At 44.8% G+C, this 21308-nt stretch carries 18 protein-coding genes; 5 read left to right on the plus strand and 13 right to left on the minus strand.

The features are described 5' to 3' along the window. Positions 1 to 396: 396 nt before the first annotated feature. The 7 genes from HQN90_RS27205 to HQN90_RS27235 all read right to left on the minus strand — a co-directional run bounded on the left by HQN90_RS27205 (position 397) and on the right by HQN90_RS27235 (position 9785). Positions 397 to 1872: a protein adenylyltransferase SelO gene (locus tag HQN90_RS27205; protein ID WP_173224582.1), complete on the minus strand. Its 1476-nt coding sequence runs from the start codon at positions 1870 to 1872 to the stop codon at positions 397 to 399. Positions 1873 to 2362: 490 nt separating this feature from the next. After that, positions 2363 to 4651 carry a 5-methyltetrahydropteroyltriglutamate--homocysteine S-methyltransferase gene (metE, locus tag HQN90_RS27210; RefSeq protein WP_173224584.1) on the minus strand — a complete coding sequence of 763 codons (2289 nt, stop codon included), beginning with the start codon at positions 4649 to 4651 and terminating at the stop codon, positions 2363 to 2365. A gap of 109 nt (positions 4652 to 4760) precedes the next feature. Further along, a complete protein-coding gene (locus HQN90_RS27215; protein ID WP_173224586.1) occupies positions 4761 to 5663 on the minus strand; it encodes a LysR family transcriptional regulator in 903 nt (300 codons plus the stop codon). After that, on the minus strand, positions 5660 to 6451 hold the full coding sequence (locus tag HQN90_RS27220; RefSeq protein WP_173224588.1) for an arylamine N-acetyltransferase family protein: 792 nt from the start codon (positions 6449 to 6451) through the stop codon (positions 5660 to 5662). The genes HQN90_RS27215 and HQN90_RS27220 overlap by 4 nt, the downstream gene beginning before the upstream one ends. A gap of 86 nt (positions 6452 to 6537) precedes the next feature. After that, a complete protein-coding gene (locus HQN90_RS27225; protein WP_173224590.1) occupies positions 6538 to 6804 on the minus strand; it encodes a hypothetical protein in 267 nt (88 codons plus the stop codon). Positions 6805 to 7003: 199 nt separating this feature from the next. Continuing rightward, on the minus strand, positions 7004 to 8248 hold the full coding sequence (locus HQN90_RS27230; RefSeq protein ID WP_173224592.1) for an MFS transporter: 1245 nt from the start codon (positions 8246 to 8248) through the stop codon (positions 7004 to 7006). A gap of 130 nt (positions 8249 to 8378) precedes the next feature. Next, positions 8379 to 9785: an MATE family efflux transporter gene (locus HQN90_RS27235; RefSeq protein ID WP_173224595.1), complete on the minus strand. Its 1407-nt coding sequence runs from the start codon at positions 9783 to 9785 to the stop codon at positions 8379 to 8381. A gap of 210 nt (positions 9786 to 9995) precedes the next feature. Between HQN90_RS27235 and HQN90_RS27240 the strand changes: the two genes are divergently transcribed. Next, positions 9996 to 10916 (plus strand): C40 family peptidase, encoded by a 921-nt coding sequence (locus HQN90_RS27240; RefSeq protein WP_173224598.1) that lies wholly within the window; start codon positions 9996 to 9998, stop codon positions 10914 to 10916. A 460-nt stretch (positions 10917 to 11376) separates the two neighbouring features. On the opposite strand, the gene nudK is transcribed toward HQN90_RS27240, so the two are convergent. The 3 genes from nudK to HQN90_RS27255 form a co-directional block, all read right to left on the minus strand. Then, positions 11377 to 12324, minus strand: coding sequence for a GDP-mannose pyrophosphatase NudK (nudK, locus tag HQN90_RS27245; protein ID WP_173224601.1), 948 nt, complete (start codon positions 12322 to 12324; stop codon positions 11377 to 11379). Between the two features lie 126 nt (positions 12325 to 12450). Continuing rightward, positions 12451 to 13653, minus strand: a complete 1203-nt coding sequence (locus HQN90_RS27250) for a methyltransferase domain-containing protein (RefSeq protein ID WP_173224604.1) — start codon at positions 13651 to 13653, stop codon at positions 12451 to 12453. Positions 13654 to 14254: 601 nt separating this feature from the next. After that, positions 14255 to 15016: an SDR family oxidoreductase gene (locus HQN90_RS27255; RefSeq protein WP_173224607.1), complete on the minus strand. Its 762-nt coding sequence runs from the start codon at positions 15014 to 15016 to the stop codon at positions 14255 to 14257. 168 nt (positions 15017 to 15184) lie between these two features. Between HQN90_RS27255 and HQN90_RS40045 the strand changes: the two genes are divergently transcribed. Next, a complete protein-coding gene (locus HQN90_RS40045; RefSeq protein ID WP_420851088.1) occupies positions 15185 to 15412 on the plus strand; it encodes a MerR family transcriptional regulator in 228 nt (75 codons plus the stop codon). A gap of 3 nt (positions 15413 to 15415) precedes the next feature. Next, a complete protein-coding gene (locus HQN90_RS27265) occupies positions 15416 to 16384 on the plus strand; it encodes an SDR family NAD(P)-dependent oxidoreductase (RefSeq protein WP_216855484.1) in 969 nt (322 codons plus the stop codon). Between the two features lie 382 nt (positions 16385 to 16766). Here the strand turns inward: HQN90_RS27265 and HQN90_RS27270 are convergent, their stop codons facing one another. Next, entirely contained in the window at positions 16767 to 17342 is a 576-nt protein-coding gene (locus HQN90_RS27270) for a TetR/AcrR family transcriptional regulator (RefSeq protein ID WP_173224609.1), read from the minus strand. 167 nt (positions 17343 to 17509) lie between these two features. Here HQN90_RS27270 and HQN90_RS27275 point away from each other — a divergent pair, with 167 nt between their 5' ends. Further along, positions 17510 to 18223, plus strand: coding sequence for a response regulator transcription factor (locus HQN90_RS27275; protein WP_173224612.1), 714 nt, complete (start codon positions 17510 to 17512; stop codon positions 18221 to 18223). Beyond that, the gene (locus HQN90_RS27280; protein ID WP_173224615.1) at positions 18213 to 19562 is read left to right on the plus strand and encodes a sensor histidine kinase; all 1350 of its coding nucleotides are present in this window, start codon (positions 18213 to 18215) and stop codon (positions 19560 to 19562) included. Before HQN90_RS27275 ends, HQN90_RS27280 begins: the two co-directional genes overlap by 11 nt. Before the next feature lie 14 nt (positions 19563 to 19576). Here HQN90_RS27280 and HQN90_RS27285 read toward each other — a convergent pair whose 3' ends face one another. Both HQN90_RS27285 and HQN90_RS27290 read right to left on the minus strand, forming a co-directional pair. After that, a complete protein-coding gene (locus HQN90_RS27285) occupies positions 19577 to 20635 on the minus strand; it encodes a YheC/YheD family endospore coat-associated protein (protein WP_173224618.1) in 1059 nt (352 codons plus the stop codon). Between the two features lie 104 nt (positions 20636 to 20739). Next, positions 20740 to 21282 carry a cupin domain-containing protein gene (locus tag HQN90_RS27290; protein ID WP_173224620.1) on the minus strand — a complete coding sequence of 181 codons (543 nt, stop codon included), beginning with the start codon at positions 21280 to 21282 and terminating at the stop codon, positions 20740 to 20742. Positions 21283 to 21308: the final 26 nt, after the last annotated feature.

Genomic DNA, 21308 nt, shown 5'->3' on the forward strand with positions numbered 1-21308 from the left:
TTGCGACCATCCGAAGTTTTATCTCCACGTTGGTCAAACAAAATCATCCTATTCTTACATCACTGCAATTGGCTTACGTTGGTAATTTCAGCTTTTTTAGTCGGGGTCCTGAGTAGTAACCGAAAATGCAGGATTTTTCGCTCAAATCGTGTGAAATCAGAGAAAGCCTGCGATTATGCAGGCTTTTTAAGCATTTCCATCCTAAAATCGAAAAAAGCTTACCAAAATATGCATTATCGCAGGCTTTTCACGATTTTGCGTGTTCCCGAGACGAAAAGGATGCATATTTGCAGGAAATATGCCGACATACACGGACGCAAGGTAATTTGCCAGCTTGGTGAACGCAAAAAACAAGAGGCATAAAGTTTGCCTCTTGTTAATCACTAACCTTCAATATCAAGTACCGCAAAAGGTTTGGTACGGACGAGACGTTTGTGCCGGCAATGCGGCGTATTCAGCCTGTTCCGGGGAGTGTGCGAAGGGACTCGCAAGCACCTCAAGAAGTCTTGTCATGACGCTGTAATCGCCATCTTCCACTGCCGCTTCCAAAGCCTCTTCGACCCGGTGGTTTCTCGGGATTACCGCGGGATTGCTGCTGCGCATCAATTGATGCGAGTCGGCCTTTGACTCCTGCTGTCTGCCTAGTCTCGCCTGCCACAGCTCATGCCACTGCTCAAATTCTGTGGTGCCGAACAGGGCAATATCTTCCTGATTCTCGAACGTTAAAGCGCGGAAAGTGTTCGTGTAATCAGCCTGATGCTCCTTCATCAAACGGAGCAGCCCTTCAAACAGCGAAGCATCCTCAGGCTCTTCATTAAAGATCCCCAGTTTTGCCCGCATCCCCGCAAACCAATTGAGGTGATACAGCTTGGAGAAATCGGAAATCGCAGCCTCTGCCAATTTAATAGCCTGTTCCTCATTGTCATGCAGCAGCGGCAAAAGCGTTTCGGCCAATCTGGCGAGATTCCATGCGCCAATATACGGTTGATTGCCGTACGCATAACGGCCCTGCGTATCAATGGAGCTAAATACCGTCGCTGGGTCGTACGCATCCATGAACGCGCAGGGTCCATAATCAATGGTCTCTCCACTGATGGCCATGTTGTCGGTGTTCATCACCCCGTGGATGAAGCCTACGAGCTGCCATTTGGCAATTAGCGCAGCTTGACGCTGAATCACTTTCTGAAGCAGCTGAAGATAGCGGTTCTCGTCAACTTCCACTTCAGGGTAATGCCTTTGCAGCGTATAATCAGCGAGGGCGCGCAGATCTTGGACTGTGCCATATTTAGCAGCATATTGAAAGGTGCCAACACGTAGATGACTGGCAGCCACGCGAGTCAGAATTGCGCCAGGCTGCTCAATTTCGCGGTATAGCGAATCACCGGTGGTTGCGACCGCTAGGCTGCGCGTCGTGGCAATACCGAGCGCATGCATAGCTTCGCTGATGATGTATTCGCGCAGCATGGGTCCTAGCGCTGCGCGGCCATCGCCTCTGCGGGAGTAAGGCGTTTTGCCTGACCCTTTGAGCTGAATATCAACCCGCTCGCCAAGCGGCGTGATTTGCTCGCCAAGAAGAATTGCACGGCCGTCGCCCAATAAGTTGAAATGCCCGAATTGATGCCCCGCATAAGCTTGAGCAAGAGGCAAAGCACCTTCAGGACTCTGGTTGCCAGCAAATACAGCAACACTTGCCTTGCTTTGCAGCGCATGGGCATCAAGCCCAAGTGACGCTGCCAACGGGCCATTCAGAATGGCTAGCTTGGGCGAAAACACAGGGGTTGGGCTGCACTTGGTGAAAAATGTATCGGGCAGACGAGCATAACTATTATCGAAGTTCCATCCTGGTTCATTAATTGTTTCTTTCTCCGTCATCGCATTCCCACCTCATCTCAATTAAACGAAAGGATTTAAACCTATTGACATTGTTACAGCATATCAACTTAGTTTATCTTCTTCGGAAAAACTTATCAATGTTTGGGCAAGGACTCGAACTTCTTCCGTTTCCTATGTGAATCCAATCGCCGGGGTCCTGGGGTTTGGGTCTGGGTCTGGGTATGGCTCTGGCTCTGATGGGTCTGGGTCTGATGGGTCCGGGTCTGATGGGTCCGGGTCTCGGTCTCGGTCGGGGTCGGGGTCGGGGTCAGAAAACCTGCATAAATGCATCTATTGGGGACGAAACTCATGCAAAAAGTGAAAATACCTGCGTTTTTACAGGCTTGTTCAGGTCTTCCTTCCAACTATCAGGAAAAGTCCTAAAAAGCATGCAGAAACGCAGGTATTTAATGATAGAATAGTCTTTAAAGCTTAAAAGGATGCATAATTGCAGGTTTTCTGCGCATACCGCCTCTTACTGGTATCACAATTACACATTTAAAGCGCTATTCGAACGAGCTAACTGTGTCGCTTCAACCATGTTCCGCAGTGACGCAACCGTTTCTTCTTGTCCGCGGGTTTTCAGTCCGCAGTCGGGATTGATCCAGAATAACTTCGGATCCAACACCTGCAAGGCACGTTCAATCATAGCTGTCATTTCCGCTACATCGGGAACACGTGGACTATGGATATCGTATACACCCAAGCCAATGCCCTTTGTATAGGTGTTCACCTCAAAGCTATGAATCAATTCTCCATGGCTGCGAGAGGTTTCAATCGAGATCACATCCGCATCCATCGCATCAATCGAATGAATCATGTCATGGAATTCACAATAGCACATATGTGTATGAATTTGCGTTGTATCCTGTACCGTGCAAGTGGCTAGACGGAAAGCTTTGACCGCCCAAGCAAGATACTCAGCTTGATCCTCAGCTTTAAGCGGCAATCCTTCCCGGACCGCCGGTTCGTCTACCTGAATCATGCCAATCCCCGCACTTTCAAGCGCCTCGACTTCTTGTCGAAGTGCGTAAGCCAACTGATAGGCAATTTGTTCACGAGGGATATCCTCACGGACGAAGGACCAATTCATTATCGTAATCGGGCCTGTAAGCATTCCTTTAACAGGGCGATCCGTTAGTGATTGAGCATACTTGGTTTCTTCCACAGTCATTTCATTCAGGAAAGCGACATCTCCATAAATAATCGGAGGTTTCACACAGCGGGAACCATAGGACTGCACCCAGCCATTTTGCGTAAATGCGAAGCCTTCCAGCTTCTCCCCGAAGAACTCAACCATATCCGTACGCTCAAATTCCCCATGGACCAGAACATCTAGGCCGATTTCTTCCTGAAGCTTAATCCAGATATCGATTTCCTTCCGGATAAACTCAGCATACTGTTCGTTGCTCCATTCATTTTTACGCCATAGCTGACGCGCCTTTCGAACCTCAGCGGTTTGAGGAAAGCTGCCAATGGTCGTGGTCGGGAAGATCGGAAGCTGCCATTTCTTCTGTTGCGCTTGATGGCGTTCAGCAAAAGGTAGATGACGCTCAAACTTTTGATCAGCGAACGAAGCGATCGCTTGTTGGATATCTTCGCGCTTACGCTTGTCAGACAATTGGAAAGTCTGATAGGCGCGTTCGTTTTCTTCCAATTCCGCCGTCACATCGGCCACATCTCCACGGGCTACTTTGGTCAGAAGGACAATTTCATCCAACTTCTCATCCGCGAAAGCGAGAGCATCTTTCAGTTCAGAACCCAGCTTCGTTTCATAGCTCACAGTTACCGGAACATGAAGCAAGCTGCAAGAGGATTGGATAATGATCTGCTCCGGCTTCACGTAACCAGTAAGCTTCTTCAGCAGTTCCTGTTTCCCGCGAAGGGATGCCTTCCAAATGCCACGGCCGTCGATAACGCCTGCGCCTAATACTTTGTTTTCCGGGAATCCAAGTGATTGCAAAGATGCTAAATTGCCGGACAAACCATGAACGAAATCAAGTCCTAGTCCTTGGACAGGCAGCTGGATAATTTCTTTGTATTGCTCTACCGATTCAAAGTAGGTTTGCAGCATGATATTCAGCGTTGGTGCTGCGGAAGCGAACGTATCATAGATCGTTTTCAGACGATTCAAGTCTTCCACGCTTAACTTGGACGTCAGAATTGGCTCGTCTATTTGAACCCATTGAACGCCTTCACTTGCCAGCTCTTGAAGGATTTGCACATAAAGTGGAAGCAATTGGTTCAACCAAGCATCTGTCTCAGTTCGACTATATCCTTTGGAAAGCTTAAGGAAAGTCAACGGTCCAACGATAACTGGCTTGCCCTCGATGCCAAGCTTCTCCTTCGCTTCCCGGTAAGCGATTAAAGGTTTATTTTCAGTAAGAACAGGAACTGCCCCATCCAACTCAGGTACGATATAGTGATAATTGGTGTTAAACCACTTCGTCATTTCACTAGCAGTTGCATCCTTCGTTCCACGGGCAATACCATAGTAGAGTGACAAAGGTACAACCCCGCCATCATAAGAGAAGCGTTTTGGAATAATTCCGAACATCGTAGCCGCATCTAAAATATGATCGTAATAACTGAAATCATTGACAGGGATGTAATCGATGCCCTTCTCCTGCTGCTTTTTCAAGTGATTTAAACGTAGCTCCTGCAGCTGACTGCGCAGCTCCTCTTCTTGCAGCTTGCCTGCCCAGAAGGCTTCAAGTGCTTTCTTCCATTCGCGATCTGCACCAATACGTGGATATCCTAAATTACTACTCTTCATCATCTTGTGATCCCCTTTGCGACTTGTTACAAGTAAGATATCACGGATAAGAAGATATAGTGTAACTGTATTAAACTATAGCTAGATATAGCCTAAAGCTATATCCAAGCTTTTAAGATGAAATGGCATTTTTCAGCTCTTGCACATAGGCGGTTCCAAGTTTTGAAAGGGAAATGTTCTTATGTGAAATCCAACCGACATGAATGGATTCGTCAATATCCAAAGGTACGGGAATAATCTCATTGCCATTCAAATCAGCACTTAATACACCGGTCGAAATGGTATATCCATTTAATCCAATCAATAAATTGAACAGCGTTGCTCGGTCATTCACACGGATACTTTTCTTATGTATCACCGTGCTGAGAATTTCCTCTGAGAAATGAAAGGAATTATACTCCCCTTGATCAAAGGATAAATACGGATAATCTTTGAGCTGATCCATCGTTACGATGGATTGCTTCGCTAGCGGATTTTTAATACTAATGAATATATGGGGCTTAGCCGTTAATAGGCTGTTGAATTGCAAATTGGCTGTCTTCAGTAATTTATTAATTACTTTTCCATTAAATTCGTTGAGATATAAAATCCCGATCTCACTGCGTAAATTTTTGACATCTTCAATAATCTCGAACGTTTTGGTCTCCCGCAGCGCTAAATCATATTCATCTTGTCCATACTCCCGGATCAAATTCACAAAAGCATTGACTGCGAAAGCATAGTGCTGCGTGGAAACCGAAAAATGCTGCGGTGTAGGCTTGGTATTGAGATATCGGCTTTCCAATAGCTCTGCCTGTTCAACAACTTGCCGCGCATAGCTTAGAAATTCAACACCTTCCTTAGAAATGGATATGCCTTTATTGGATCTTTCAAATATCTCGATCTGCAATTCTTCTTCCAGATCTTTAATCGCGTTGGAGAGGCTGGGCTGAGAAATAAACAACCTTTTGGCAGCTTCATTGATAGATCCACGAGTGGCGACCTCGATCACATACTTTAATTGTTGTAAAGTCAAAGTGATCCCCCTTGAAATCCAAAATATTGTTTGGCCAGCGCTTTAAATCTATCGTTGTCAATCTGTTCCTTCCTACATGTCCCATCAATCCATTGTGTGAAAGACGTATCGGTTAACGTTATATTCCCATCGCTTTTAATTTGGGTAATAAGCGGGATTTTGTTAAAACGGGAATCTGGGTGATTAACGATGATGTCTTGCACGTCATTCAATTCGGATAAATCCGCTAATGTTCGATTGATATCAAAAGCATAGCCTATTCGCCAATCTGTATCTTTATATTTGAGTTTCAACTCGAGCCTATAGTTCCCCTCATCGCTTTCCATCGCTTGGACTCGAAATTCACCGTTCATTGAGGAGGCCGTTTCTCCATGAAGCGGCACAGGCTTTAGTGGCAAATTGCCGCCAAATCCAGTATCAACCAAGTACGTTTGGCCTTCCTGCTGCAAAAGAACAGCCACATGGGTTCTCCCCAATTCGGACCATTCATTCGTCGCTTCATTATATACTTTCCCGCGAATTAACACGGCTTTAAACCCATTTTCAACTAAGAAAAAATAAAGCAGAGGGTTTAATTCATAACATAGACCCCCTTCCTTATTCACGAGAATTTTGTTAATCAGATTGTTTGGGGAGATCGCTTTTGTTTTATTAAAAATGATGCCTAAATTTTCAAAAGGAAACGTTGTTGCTGTCTTTTCAAGAATTCTGTCTAAAGATTCAAAGGTAAGCTTTTCATTCTCTGGAATGCCGAGTCTTTTACGAAATAAGCCATTCAACTCACTCATGATGAAAAATCCCTCCTTATCGGGTTCACATTTACCTTCTATTGTGATAATAAAAAGGAACCCAGTCAAGACTGGATTCCTTACTTTTACGGATAAGTAATATGGCTGGTCATTTTCGTCTTCCCAATTTGCGAGTTCGAGGCATTGGTAGGCGAAATCGAAGGGGAGCTGCCTGATCCACGCTTCATCCTGCCTGATTTAGTCAGTTTCAGCATATAGTCGCAGCTGGGTGGAAGTTGTGTATCGCAAGCTGCGATATTTATTTTAAAGGAAAATGATGGTACGGCGATGTTGAAGTCATCGGAAGGATGCTTTCGGTTCCGTATATTTCGCAAATTCCTGCGATAATGCATCCTTTTCCTCTTGGAAATAAGCAAAATCGTGAAAAGCCTGCGATTATGCAGCCTTTTGACACCTTTTTCCACTCTAGGCGCGCAAAAGCCTAAAAAGCCTGCACTATCGCAGGCTTTTCATAACGCGCGCGGATCCTAGGCGCACGTTGTGTCGCCGCCGCATGGCGGCTGTCAATCCAAGGACATTAGCCGAGCCGCATCACTGCTGCCCTTGCAGTCTTTTATCCAGCATCCCCTGCACAAACCAGGCATAAATCACAAATCCCACTAACAGCGCAACCGCTGTAACTAGGAAAGGCAGCGAATAATGATTGCCAGCCAAAATGTAACCCGCCCAGTAAGAGGCGATCGTGTTGCCGATGCTGCGCGATACGGTCCGCATGCCTGCGAACAAGTTGCGGTCTTCTTCTCCGACAGCCGACATGCTTTCACTATCCATCAAGTTGTTCAGCATGGTGAAGCCCGTCCCGCGAATGAGCAGAAGTACGGCGAATATGGAGGCCGGCATAGCTAGCGCCATCAACGCTACGACCACCATATTATATAGAAACAGGAATATGAAGGTCCTGCGGCTGCCCCATCTCTCCACTACGTATGGCATAACGATTGAGCCAATAAAGAAGAAAAATCCAGACAGCGCAAGCAAACCGGAGATGTTGCCGTCTTCCATCTGAAAGCGAAATTTCAGAATCACGTTCAAGAACGGACTAAGCAGCCCGAACGTAAAGCCGGAGTTGAAAATCAGCAGCGAAAGCAGCAGCAGAAAATACATCGCATGCCTTCTTTTCGGCTGAACGGAAGGCTTCGCTGATTGGGGGCCGCCAACTTCAACACTGTTCAACCGTGCATGTGTAGAAGGAAGCAGCAATCCCCGTAATATGCCTGAGAGCGCCAAGCAGCCTCCGGCAACGAAGAAAGCATACTGGTACATCGTCGTATGTCCAGGCAGCCAATCTGGCAGAAAGCCGCCAAGCCATGTGCCGAGGCCGGTAAAAAACGTAAATATGGCGAACAACAGCGAATACGCGCTTGTTTCTTCTTTTTTGCTGCGGCAATATTGGAAGATCAGTTGAATTTCGGAATTCACGATCGCTGTAATTCCGAGCGACCAGATAAGCTGTGCGCCCGTCACCGCGCCAAGGCTGATTCCTAAGCCGAAAACGACAAGCGATAAGAAGCATAAGAGCATGCCGGCGACAAGCATCGCTTTGCGCCCGACACGCTTCACGATGAAACCTGCCGGCAGACTGGCGAGGCCAATGGTCAAAGCTCCCAGTGATGTTATTTTACCGATGTCACCTTTGGAGAAGCCAAGGTCTAGCAGGTGCAAATTCAGGATGAGGCTGAAGATGCCCACTCCGATGCCAAACAAGCTTTCCGTCGCGATGAACCGCTTCACGCTGGGAGATAAATCACGAACTAAATTAACTGTATACGTCCACATTGATGTACCTTTCCTCTTGCTGTTGTATGTGTAATATCTTACATGGCAGCGGCAGAGGGTTCAATCCTATTTTTCCATAATGATTCTATAATGGTGTTGGGCCCCTAATTATCCGATTAGTCCCGGGCATTTACTTCCCACTCGCAGGCTCAACCAAACGGTGCTTGTACCACCGCTCACCCCTATATCGCCACAGGAAGATCGCACCGCGCACGCCCCACTCCAGTTGCATGGCTGCCCACACCCCTAATACCCCGTACCCTAACATGATACCGAACACATAGCCAAGCACGACCCGAAATAACCACATAGTCAGCATCGCAGTGATGGAGGTGAATCGAGAATCCCCCGCAGCTCGCAGCGCGCCTGGCAGCAGAAAACTGATCGACCAAAGAGGAATTTGGGCCAACATATTGACCAGCATAATGAGATATAGATCGTCCATGATTTCGGCCGGTGGGTCGAACAGACTAACCAAAGGCTTAAAAAATGGGATCAATAATAGCCCCATGACCAATAAGGAGCCAGACGACAGCCACAGAAACGATCTAGTAAATTTGCGGGCATCCTGAATATTGCCCCTGCCGATGCATTGCCCTACCACCGTAATAAGCGCTGTAGACAAGGCGATGGCGGGGATTTGCAAAAGCATCGCAAATACTGAACTGATGGCGTTAGTTGCAATCGCATAAGTGCCTAAACTGACGATGTAGATTTGGGTCAGCATTTTTCCCCCGTTAAAAAAAAGCTGCTCCGCGGCGAACGGCAGCCCGATGAACATCATTTTCTTTAACATGGAGAAATTCCATTTCAGCAAATCTTTTAGTTGAATTCGCAAGTTGGCATCCAAACGGAGCAAGTAATATAACGCGCAAGCCGCTGCCAAATAACGGGAAATATTCACCGCCACACTCAAACCTAGAACTCCCATATCCATAAAATGGACGAATAAGATGTTCAGCAGTACATAAGTGAAGTTCATGATTAGGGACAAGACTAATGTCACTCTGGTCTTGCCGATTCCGCGGAGCGCTCCGCTAACCGCTTCCTTGAACGCAATCCCGATGTAAGATAAACCGCTTCCCACCAAATAAGTGCCGGCATGGGAGAACACTTCAGGATCAGCCGTTCCAAAAAGAAACTTCAAGATCGGATGATAGAATACGAGGACGACCAAGCTAAGTATCACCGCAACCAAAGTCACTGCAGAAAGCGACGTTGCCGCCGCCTTGGATACCATCTTATCATTCCCGCTGCCCTTGTACTGGGCCACCACCACCGTGCCTCCTGTCGCCAACGCAACGAAGACGTTAACCAGGAAGAGATTGAGCGAATCGACCATACTAACAGCGCTGATCGCGGCTACCCCAGAAGAACTAATCATAGCCGTGTTCACTAAACTTAAACCGACAAGAAAGCCTTGATCAATGAGGATCGGGAGAAATAGCGCTATAACCTGCCGATAATCAATAGACTCCCCAGAAAAATATGTATTCAAAAAAGCCTGGCCTCGAGCCTTATAACGACTCGGAATCATATTAGATCACTTCCCATCTGAGAACACAACCAAACAAAATCGAATCCTCTCATCTTGATTCTTTTACCCTACTTTATCATAGAATGAGCAATTGTAGTTGCTTGGGTGCCTACTTTGTGACCTCATTTGGAAATTATTGATGAATGAAATGTCAAACGAATTCTTTATAATGAGAATAAAAGTAACATCAGGATAAAAAAGGAGTTTCCTATGAAGAAAATTAGAATCATGATAGTGACCATAGGGTTAAGTCTATCTATTTTAATCGTAGTATCCGTTTTCTCATCCAAGCATTTCTGGAAATCAACAGAGGAGGCAGCAACCACACCCTATCAGGCAAGTGTGATGAACAATGCTCCCGTCCCGTCTGTCCACCCAGCGGAGTCACAAGGAGTTGAGGGCAAAGTGAATCCTCAGGTCATTCAAAAAGAACCACAAGAAATGAAACCAGTAACTCCTGCTGTTACAACAGCGCCGCAAGTTCAGCAAGTGGCACCACAGGCACAGGCTCCCCAAAAGAGTCTTCCAATTGCCACAATCGCTCCTCCACCTAATAAGGAAGAACCCACTCCGATCGCTGAAACGCCTGAACCTTCTGGCACAGTGCCGAGCACGACCAATGAAGATCCCTTAAGCGGAGAAACACACGTCAATCTCGATCAAAAACAAATTAAGGAAGTCGTTGCTGCTTGGAATCAAGCTGTAAAAGATTCTAATTCTATGCCGCCATGGCAGCAAAAAGCAGACAATATGTTAGTTGCAGCATCTAACTATCTAGGAACACCCTACGTGTTTGGTTCAAAAGTTGGACAAACGGCCTCGTTTGATTGCTCTTCCTTTACCAAATTTCTGTTTGCTCAAGAGCATATAAAGCTGCCCCGTAGTTCGCGTGAGCAAAGTTTGCTAGGCACTGATGTCCCCTTGAGTGATTTGCGTCAGGGTGATCTTATTTTTTTCACAACCCCTGCTCGCTCTAAAAAAGAAGGGCTTGACCATATCGGACATGTCGCTATATATGCGGGTGACGGGCTCATTGTACATACGTTTCGTCCAGGCATCGGCGTAACCATTTCCGAATTGAATGGCTCTTGGAAGAAACGGGTTGTAGAAGTAAGAAGAGTCCTAGTATAAAACCTGAATTAAGGTCACTAGATCATTCTAGTTGACCTTTTTTTCGTCACTCATGCTCTGAATTCCAAGCATTTGGTACGGTATGTTTCTTCTTTCGGAGCATCCTTCTTAGCAAACTTTCCTGTTTTTTTTCAGTAAGAATCCGTTTGAGGCCTCGAATAAGAAGCTTGGATCTCATCTCATCTTCTCGGCTCATCTTTTGCAGCTCACTAAAGAATTTTTCGTTCATTTTCACCATCTCCATAGGTATATAACACTAATAATTCTCTTATATCAAAATGAATATAGTTCCATAGGATTACATTGTAACAAATGTTTATCTCAAAATTCTCACAAAAAGACAACTATTGTCGAAAATAGTCGGTAAACGAGGCAAGCCGCAGGGGTTTTTAGCATACAAAAAAACCTGCATGATAGCTCATCAGCAGGTGTGTGCGGAGTATGTATGGATAACCTATTCCTAGATGATTGAATGAATTTCCGAAATTTCTTTGTATATGATCTTTCCTTGTTCCATCGCAATCCGTACCATTTCATCAGCCCCCTGCGATGGTCCGCCAATTCGAAGCACCGCATCACAACTTTGCAGCAGCCGGATGGATGAAGGATGAAAGATCCGATTAAATATATCGTCACCTATCGCTTGTGAACCCGCTTGTTCAATCAAAGGCAGAGCATACCACTCGCCTAGAACTGGCAAATGTCCTTTCTCATATACCGCAATCGCCATTGCGTTCATCAAGTTGACATTTTGCTCAATGAGATGGGGATCATCTCCAGTTCCTGAACGATAAGGACCGGCAATCAAGATATGCTGCGCTCTTTTGGGTTCCAATAACCTGTTAATCTGAGCATACTGCAGCAGCATAATCGTTTTTGCATCTTTGATCTCACCGTTTTTCACCATGTTTAAGGCTTGTTCGAACGAGTATTCTAATACTTCAATGTTTTCTTGTTCTTCCTCCAATCCACCACCATCGCCAACTCGCATATGATCTGAATATTCGGCCGTATAAAAATACAGCATTTCGGTAACTGAACCTGGTGACATATAGGCTTCGCCGATTTTTTGTATACTCGTTACACGGTATCCCGTTTCCTCCTCGGTTTCCCGAATGATGCAATTCTCAGCATTGTCTTGATCCAGCAAGCCCGCACACGATTCAATCAAAAGTCCGGATTCATTCCCGTTCACATAAGTTGGCATCCGAAATTGCCGGGTAAGAATCACAGTTTGCTTCTCGCGATTGAATAGCAGGATCGTAGCTCCATTTCCCCGATCATAAGCTTCTCTGGCTTGGACATTCCACTTACCTTCTTTGTTAGGACGCATGAAAGTTATTTTCTTCAGCACATACCAGTTGTCCGATAAAATCTCTTCTTTCACAATTCGGATCTGTTGATTCACGACGTAACCCTCCCAAAAATCTTATAGATCATTTCCTACCTGATCTTTTTTTGATTATATAGGGTTACGCTGCGTCACCTTCAAGCTCTTTTTTTGCTGCATCATGATCTGTAAGCTAATCCTCAGTTAGATGGATTTCTTTGCTTGGAAAAAACCCGAATCCTTGGTGATATGAATGCTGCCGTCACGATCAAGCAAATTTTGCAAAAAAGACCTGAATGTATCCATTTTAGCTCCAATCAAACGGTTTCTGGCATTCATCGGTGTCGAAGTCATGTAATTCAAAAGCGGCTGAATTTGGTCTACAATCATCTCATCCACATATCGGATAAGCTTGATTTCTGAGAACAAACCTGCCAGCAACTCATAACCATTCCCGAACTCAAACCTTTCCATGACCGGGTCTAACACCTGCATTTCGGGATCAAATGCGTTAGCCATATGCTCGATTTCCCGCAAGTGACCCTTGCTCATCGTTGAAGCATAAAATACGGCATCGGACTTCATTACCCTGTATATTTCAGAAATGGCTTTAGGAATATTGGGCACATGATAGAGCATATGGTTGGCGATCACGATGTCAAATTGCTCATTATGAAACGGAATGGCCTGAGCATCTACGATCAGGAATTTAAATCGTTCATCCTGCTCGTCTAGCTGTTTACGAGCTTCTTCCAACATCCCCACAGATAGATCCGTGAGCGTGATATGCCATGACTGCGGAATTTGATTCATATTTCTAGCCCATAATGTACCATTCCCACAACCCAGTTCTAATATTTTCAAATCAGGCTGATCCCTTAACTGTTGGAAAAACCATTGATGCCAACCAATTTTATTTACACTGAAATTATCGTACAAATCAATTCTTGCTTGCAGTCGACAGGCTGTCTGGTATTGCTCTGCCCAGTCCTTTTCTGTATGTACAATGTGAATAAGATCCTCCAAGCCTTCCCAGTCCACAGCATCCTTTTGTTCATCCAATAAGGCTATGGCCTTGCTGATCGCTCTGATTACATAGTTCATATGTGCTGTTTTTTGCATCATGATTTCTTTTTGCATAGCTAGTGAGCTGCGCAAATCTTGTTCAAGCAATGAATTTTCATTAATAATTTTGTTTATTTCCTGAAGCGACAACCCAATATATTTTAAGGTCTGAATTTTTTGCAACTTAATCAAATCCTGTTTGCTATACAACCGTCTAGACGCATCTTCGTTCTGCGAAGGGCTTAATAAGCCGATTTGGTCGTAATATCTTAAAGTCCTTAAAGTCAGGCCTGTCCGCTTGGCAATTTGCCCGGTAGTCACATATTTGCTTTTATCCGTCATTCCTTCTCCCCCCTAAAAGATGATACCAAATTTCTCCAATAGATTATAGGGAAACAAAGGGCGAGGGCCTTTCTGTGCTTTTCACGCCGCACGCGGACAGAACAGACTTAGCAGCAGGACTGCCGGCAGCTCCCTATCTTTTCCGATTGTACATAGACTTCCTCCCGTCTGAGTTAATCTATCCCCTCGTCTGCAGCCTAGACGTCTCGGAAGCGGGCAGCTATGCATCTCATTGGAATTTGTCCAATGAAATCAGCCCTCAAAGGGCTCATTGCCAGCTTTCATTGGAATTAATCCAGTGAAAATTTCCATTAAACCTCAAAATACCTACTTGTCAGACTATCCATTGGAGTTTTTCCAATGAAACCGCCCATCAAGCTCTTCAAGCTAGCTTACATTGGAAATAATCCAATGAAACCAGCTTTTCTCTTCATCCTTCAGAGCCTATCAGCTAGCTCCATTGAACTTCCTTCAATTAGCTGTGCTAGCTTGCTCGGCGCGCTATGTAAACAAAAAACAGCAGTCCAAAGTAACCTTTGAACAGCTGTTTTAAAACCTTCAGATCAATATTCTCTGGGCAGCTTCAACCAATGAAAGAAACTTACCAAGGCAGCTCATCATCTGCATGATAGAATTTCCCCGTTGGTCCATCTGCAGGCAAAGTGGCGAGCTTCACGCTTGTCCTGCTGCTTTCTTTAACGTCCATATCTGCGTATTTGCCGCCTATTTCGGTCTTTACCCAGCCTGGGTGGGCAGAATTCACTTTAATTGGCGTATCTATAAGTTCGTGTGCAAGATGGATCGTAAATGAATTCAACGCTGTCTTGGATGAGTTGTAAGCAAGCAGCTTGACGCCGTATATAGGAGATGCAGGATTGGCATGCAGGGTAAGCGATCCAAGCACACTAGAAAGATTGACGATTCTGCCGGCAGGAGCTTTGCGAATTAACGGAAGTAACAGCTGAGTCAATTCGATCAAATTAAAAAAATTGGCATCAAAGGTTTCACGCAGAATAGTTGGCGAAACGGTACTTGATTCATTCATGGGCGAAAGATGTTCAATTTCTTTCTGTACACCGGCATTATTGATTAAAATATCAAGCTTTCCATGACGTTGATCCAAAAAGTCAAAGGCAGCTTGACGATCTTCGGCGACATTGATGTCGAATTTGAGACTCTCTGCTTGAATTCCTTCAGATCGAAGTGCTGCCGCGGCAGCCTGCCCTTTCTGCAAATCACGTGCTCCAATAACGACCTTAGCGCCAAGCTTGCCAAGCTCACGTGCTGTTTCCAATCCAATACCGCGATTTCCACCTGTAATAAAAGCGACCTTACCGTCAAGATTGTTCGAGTTCGTTGTCATTAGGAAAGTCTCCTTTGTTTTTTAATTTAGAACGATCGTTCTAGTAATGATAAAAAAAATGTATGAATGCCTTCGAAGATTGTTACCCTAACCTTGATCACTTCATCATATTAGCATATTGGGAACGATCAGTAAAGAATTAATTCGGAGGGGCATCTAGACCGATTCATCTTCATTACCCATCTCAAACGAACCCATATGCCGCTGAAGGAAATTGAAAGGTATATGACCTTGGCATCCGCTCAAAATTATGAGAGCTGCTACAGCGTACTGCAAGAGCACAAGCTCAAAGTGCAGTCCCAGATGGCTGAAATGCACGCTACTTTGGAAATGATGAATTACAAGCTAGACCACTTTAGGGACCTGATGAAGCGTTCAGGGTTAATAGGAGAATAGACGATGATGCCTACTAATAGCACATATAAGATAACACCTCAAGCCCCGATCCCTTCGGGCTTCGGCCCGCTATCAACAGCGCGGGAAGCACTTGGCGGACGTGACCTAAGCGGCAAACTCGCCATCGTCACTGGCGGTTACTCTGGCGTCGGACTCGAGACAACTCGCACACTCGCAGAAGCAGGCGCGACGGTAATTGTACCTGCCCGTACGCCGGAGAAGGCCCGCGCTGCAATAGCAGACATCCCGAGAGTGGAGCTGGAGGAGCTGGATCTTATGGATCCCGCTTCCATCGACGCATTTGCGAAGCGGTTTCTGGCCACTGGACGGCCACTGGATATGCTCATCAATAACGCGGGCATTATGGCTCCTCCGCTGGTGCGCGATACGCGCGGCTACGAATCCCAATTCGCCACGAATCATTTGGGACACTACCAGTTAACAGGACGGCTCTGGTCAGCCTTGAAACAATCCGGCAGCGCACGGGTTGTCTCGGTTTCCTCCACTGGGATCCGCTTCGGGGGCGTTGATTTTGACGATCCTAACTTCGAGCGGCGTGAGTACGACAAGTGGCAGGCCTACGGCCAGTCCAAGACGGCCAACGCGCTGTTCGCCGTAGGGCTCGACAAGCGTGGTCAAACCCACGGGATCCGCGCTTTCTCTGTTCATCCTGGCAGAATAATGACCGATTTAGCCCGTTATTTATCGCCTGAAGAGAGCGCTATAGGCGGAATATACAAAACTACTGAGCAGGGAGCTGCAACGAGCGTATGGTGCGCGACGAGTCCTTTGTTGGAGGGCAAAGGCGGCGTTTATTGCATGGATGCCGATATCGCTGAGCTCATTCCGGCATTCGATCTGCAAGGGGTAGGCCAAGTGGTGACGGGCGTACTTCCCTGGGCGGTCGATGCCAACTTGGCGGAGCGGCTATGGAAACTCAGCGAAGAAATGAGCAGTGTAAAGTTCAGCTAGGCGTGAAACTTCCCCTCGCATGCCGCCGATGATTACATTAAAAGGGCTGCTGTCCCAAAGGTTACAAAAAACGGATGGTCAGCCCTTCCCTGTTTCGCAAATATAAGAGTCTCTATGAGCTCCTATCTACGCAAAAAAGAAAGTTTCTTCACGAATAGAAGACTCTAGAGACTCTTGTCAACGGTTAAACGCGTAAAAACTCACACACACGAGGCAATAAGAGTCTTTATGAGCTCCTATTAGTACAAAAAGCGGCTGTTTTTCACAAATAGAAGTCTTTGGAGACTTTTATCTGGGGAAGAGAACCAACCACACTCCCGAGCTTTGAAAACAGAAAAAGGAACTGTCAATTAGATGTACCTAGTTTGCGACAGCCTCCATTTTAATCAAGAATGGTTAAGGTAGTATCAATAATACTTAACAATTTTTCTTGATCACTTGTTGTTTTGACCAACACACGCATACCCACCCAAGCATTATTAAAATATAAAGATAGGCTTGCCGCATTAAGATGTCCTGGTATTTCTCCGGATTGCTGCCCACTCACGAGCAGATTATAGAACAATTTCTCCGTATTCAAAAACTCTTCATGAATGATTGCTGCAACGATCGCATCATGCATGGCTAGCTCAACAGCAGAATTAACGAGCAGACATCCTTGGGGCTGATCTTCTTCCGTATATAGCGTCATCTCAAACAATTGCCGAATGCCCTCTTTGGCAGAAGCGGATTGCCGAATTCGATGATTGATTTTTGTTTCAAACGTCGTCTTATATCGGTTCATAACGTCTATAAATAAGTCATGCTTGTCTCCAAATGTATCGTACAAGCTTCTTCTGTGAATCCCCATGTGGGTGACAAGCTCTTGTATGGAGGTTTTTTCATAACCTTGTCTCCAAAATAAATCCATTGCCTTGTCTAATACCGTGTTGATTTCGAACTCTTTGCTTCTCGCCATGAACATGCTCACGTCCTTTAATTGACCCTACCTTGTGACCGCTAAAATCATAGTAGCATATTGGGAATGATCAGTAAATAATGCTGTTTTTAAAAGAAGAACAACCATCCCTAAATTGCATAAACTACATCAGATTATCTTTATTTTCCAAGAAAAAGGTGGTACTGATGTCGGATAGAATCCTTGTCATCGAAGATGAGTTGAAAATAGCAAGGCTTTTGCAATTAGAGCTCACCCATGCTGGTTATTCAGTAGAATTAGCTTTCGACGGTTCTGAAGGACTGCAGAAAGCGTTGCATCGTGATTGGGATCTCATCCTAATTGATATCTTATTACCCCTGTTTAACGGGTTTGATCTGATAAAGTCCTTTCGTGCGACGAATAAAGAAACGCCCATTATTGTTTTATCCGCTTGCGGCAGCACGGAAGACATCGTGAATGGAATTGACCTGGGAGGCCAGGACTATATCACTAAGCCCTTTCAGATGGAAGAATTACTAGCTCGCATTCGAGCTTGCATCCGTCATCGCAAACATTTCCAAGATATCTTCAAAGCACTTAAGAACAGTGGAACCACAACTTATTCCATCCAAGGAGCCTATGTAAATGCAAGAACGAGGGAATTCATACAAAATGGTAAAAAAGTAGATCTTACGCCAAAAGAATTTGATCTTCTCGTTTATTTAATGGAGCATCCGAATGAGATTCTTAGCCGCGAACAGATTATGAAAGATGTCTGGGGATACGATTTTTCCGGGAATTCGAATCTCGTCGATGTCTATATTAGATATGTAAGAAATAAGATATCCCCTCCTTTTCCGGTTATTCGAACCATCCGAGGAATCGGGTATTGTTTGGAGGTTAGGGAAAATGAAGCTTAAAACAAAAGCCGCTTTACTCTCCTTTCTCTGGTTAATTGGTATTTTATTTCCGTTAACGAGTATCATTTATCTGCTCTATGCCCAGTCCGAGCAAGAAGAAGCATTGGAATCCGTGCAACAAGCATCAAGTGCGATCATGGAGAACATTCTGCCTTCCCAATTAGTTCAAACAGGCAACAGCCAGCTCCTCAAAAGATACCTAACGAACCACACCATGATTCGAACACTTGATCAATCCTCAACAGTCAAAAACCAAGCACAGCGAGGCTTTGAATTTCCTGCCATTCAACCCAAGATTACTTTAACCCCGGAATCTTATACGGAAGAATTTAATCATCAAATTGTGATGATTGTACGTACTCCCATCCTGCAAGATCAGGATATCATTGGAACTTTAGAACTGATTACTGTTCCCGTTGAGCTGCAGCAAAGCTTGCTGCGCTTGTTCAGCATCATGTGCATCGTGACGTTGATCGCCATCTTCTTCTCTATTTCTGCTAGTTTTCTATTATCCAAAATGTTATTTCTACCCATTTCTCGGATCATTCAAGCAATGAAAAATATTGAAGCCAGTCTAGAAATAAAAAAACTCCCCTTAGATCGCAAATCGAAGGATGAGCTTTTTCAACTATCCGAAACGTTTAATCATCTAATGGAGCGTATAGAGGCAAGCATGCAGAAGCAAAGGCAGTTTATATCCGATGCTTCGCATGAATTCAAAACCTCTCTTACGATTATGGATGGGTATACGTCCCTTATGAGCCGGTGGGGTTATGAGAGTATGGATCTTCATCAGGAGGCCTTGCATGCTGTTCAGGAGGAATGTGCGAGAATGAAACAAGTAACTTATCAATTACTTGAATTGGCTAAACTTGAACATGAGGGAAGGCTTATAATCAGCAAATTTGATCTGGTGAAGCTCTGTAATGAATGTATTCAGCTGTTCCAGCCCCTTACGTCCAAAGTGATTGAGCTCAGCCACGATCAAAGCAGCATCCTCCTTCAAACTGATCTCTTTAAATTAAAACAGCTTATCTTTATTATTTTGGATAATGCCCTGAAATATGGCCAGCAGCATATTGACATTTATCTCTCCACAACGCCGTCGTCCTACCGCATTAAAATCAAAGACGATGGCATCGGTATTCCTCCAGAAGAGTTACCGTTGGTGTTCGAACGATTCTATCGTGTTGACCGCTCCAGAAGCCGACAAACCGGGGGATCAGGCTTAGGTTTATCGATTGCCCAGCGCTTAATCATCCAACTGAAAGGGACTATTGAAATTAGCAGTGAGCTTGAGGCAGGAACAATCGTCACTCTCACCCTCCCGCTGAGTTGACACCGCCCTAGATATCAGCGGCTGCCTTGCTTCAATAAATATTTGGCGTATTGCAGCGGTGTTTCATAGGTCCGATAAAATGTTGTTTTCATCTTTGCTTTTTTAAAAGAGTAGCGTTGGTCTCGTCCATTAACTTCAATCAATTTGATATGACCTTGATTTGTAATCCCGATATCCAGCCCAACATCAGCCAGATGAGGCAGCTTTTTGCTCAAATCTCTCAAAATACTTATAGAAGCCTGATGCAAGGCAGTTTTCATCGTCTTATTGTCTAGTTCATTATGTTTAAAAAGCTCTTCCGCTCTTCTTACCTTGCCCCCTTTGGCCACATTCGTCACATGGCTTCCGAGCCCAGCCACTTTGCCAACCATGCCAGTTACCTGCCAAGCGCCTGTTTCACCACGCTGTACAGAAATCCGTAAATCGTAAGGTCTGCCTTTGTAAGTTGCTAATGAAATGGCTTCTTGAATCATATAGGTTCTCTTTCCCACAATCTTAGTAATCTTGGCGATGATTTCTTTTACGGATACCAGCTTGGGATTTCCCCTTTTCCAGTAAAATAACCAATTCCCGCTTGCATGCTTAGCAATTTTGATGATGCCATTTCCAATACTGTCGTTTGTAGGCTTTATGAATAAAGCAGGATACGTAGACATTGCTGCTTGTAAACTCTTAGTCGAGTACTTCAGCGACACGGGCAGATAACTTCTCAAGCTGGCATTTTGATGCAGCAGTTTATAAATATAGTATTTGTCATATCGATTCTGCCGATTAAAAACGATACTGGACTTCGATAATTGTTTGAGCTTTCGTTTAAGTACTGGCGACAAAGTAATGGCGCGGTTATGTGTAACTTTGGGAATCGGACGGCGTACCAGCGTATATTTATTTTGCGAATACAAATAACCATGTGCTGACTTTTCGCCAATCTGATGAAGTGACGTATAGAAGGGGGTCAGCAGAAGCTGCTTTGCTGCCCGATTATAGAGGGATAATCTTTCATTTCCGGTTTTCTTCCTTGGTATTCCTTTAAACGTTTTTGGATCCAATAGAACACCCACGATTTGATTCATGAACCCACCACCATTTCTAGTTTTACTAAGATATGGTATGTCAGTTCCACCTTAATCAACACGGTTGTGGCCCTATATGCAGATGAGAATGTTATCATAATTGGTTATTCAGCAGCCAATGCGTCTGCTTTCGTTTTATGAATCGTACCAAATGGATGCTCAGGCGGAGCATAGATACTATAAAGTTTAAGTGGGGTATTACCTGTGTTTATTATGTTGTGCCATTTACCAGCAGGTACCATGATTGCATAATCATCATTAACACTTTTTTCAAAATTTAAGTTGTCTTTAGTATCACCCATGCGAACTACACCTTGCCCCTCTTCAATACGCAAGAATTGATCAGTAGTGGGATGAACTTCTAAACCGATGTCTTCCCCAACATTGATACTCATCACAGTTACTTGTAAGTTTTTTCCTGTCCATATGGCAGTGCGGAATGTATTGTTTTGCTTTGTAGCCCCATTAATATCCACAACAAACGGTGTTCTTCCATAATCTTTTAACTGAATTTCGCCATTCATGTTTGATGATTGCCGATAACCAAATCGGTATGCATTCTCTATTTCTTGTGGAATTACCCAGTACACAGGCTGTCTTACATAGTTAAATATTGGTGCGTTAACGTAGTATGGATATGGATACATGTTTACTCATTCCCTTCACAGAAGTA

Origin of the sequence: Paenibacillus alba, assembly GCF_013204855.1 — a bacterium.
In the GTDB taxonomy this organism is placed as follows: Bacteria; Bacillota; Bacilli; order Paenibacillales; family NBRC-103111; genus Paenibacillus_E; species Paenibacillus_E alba.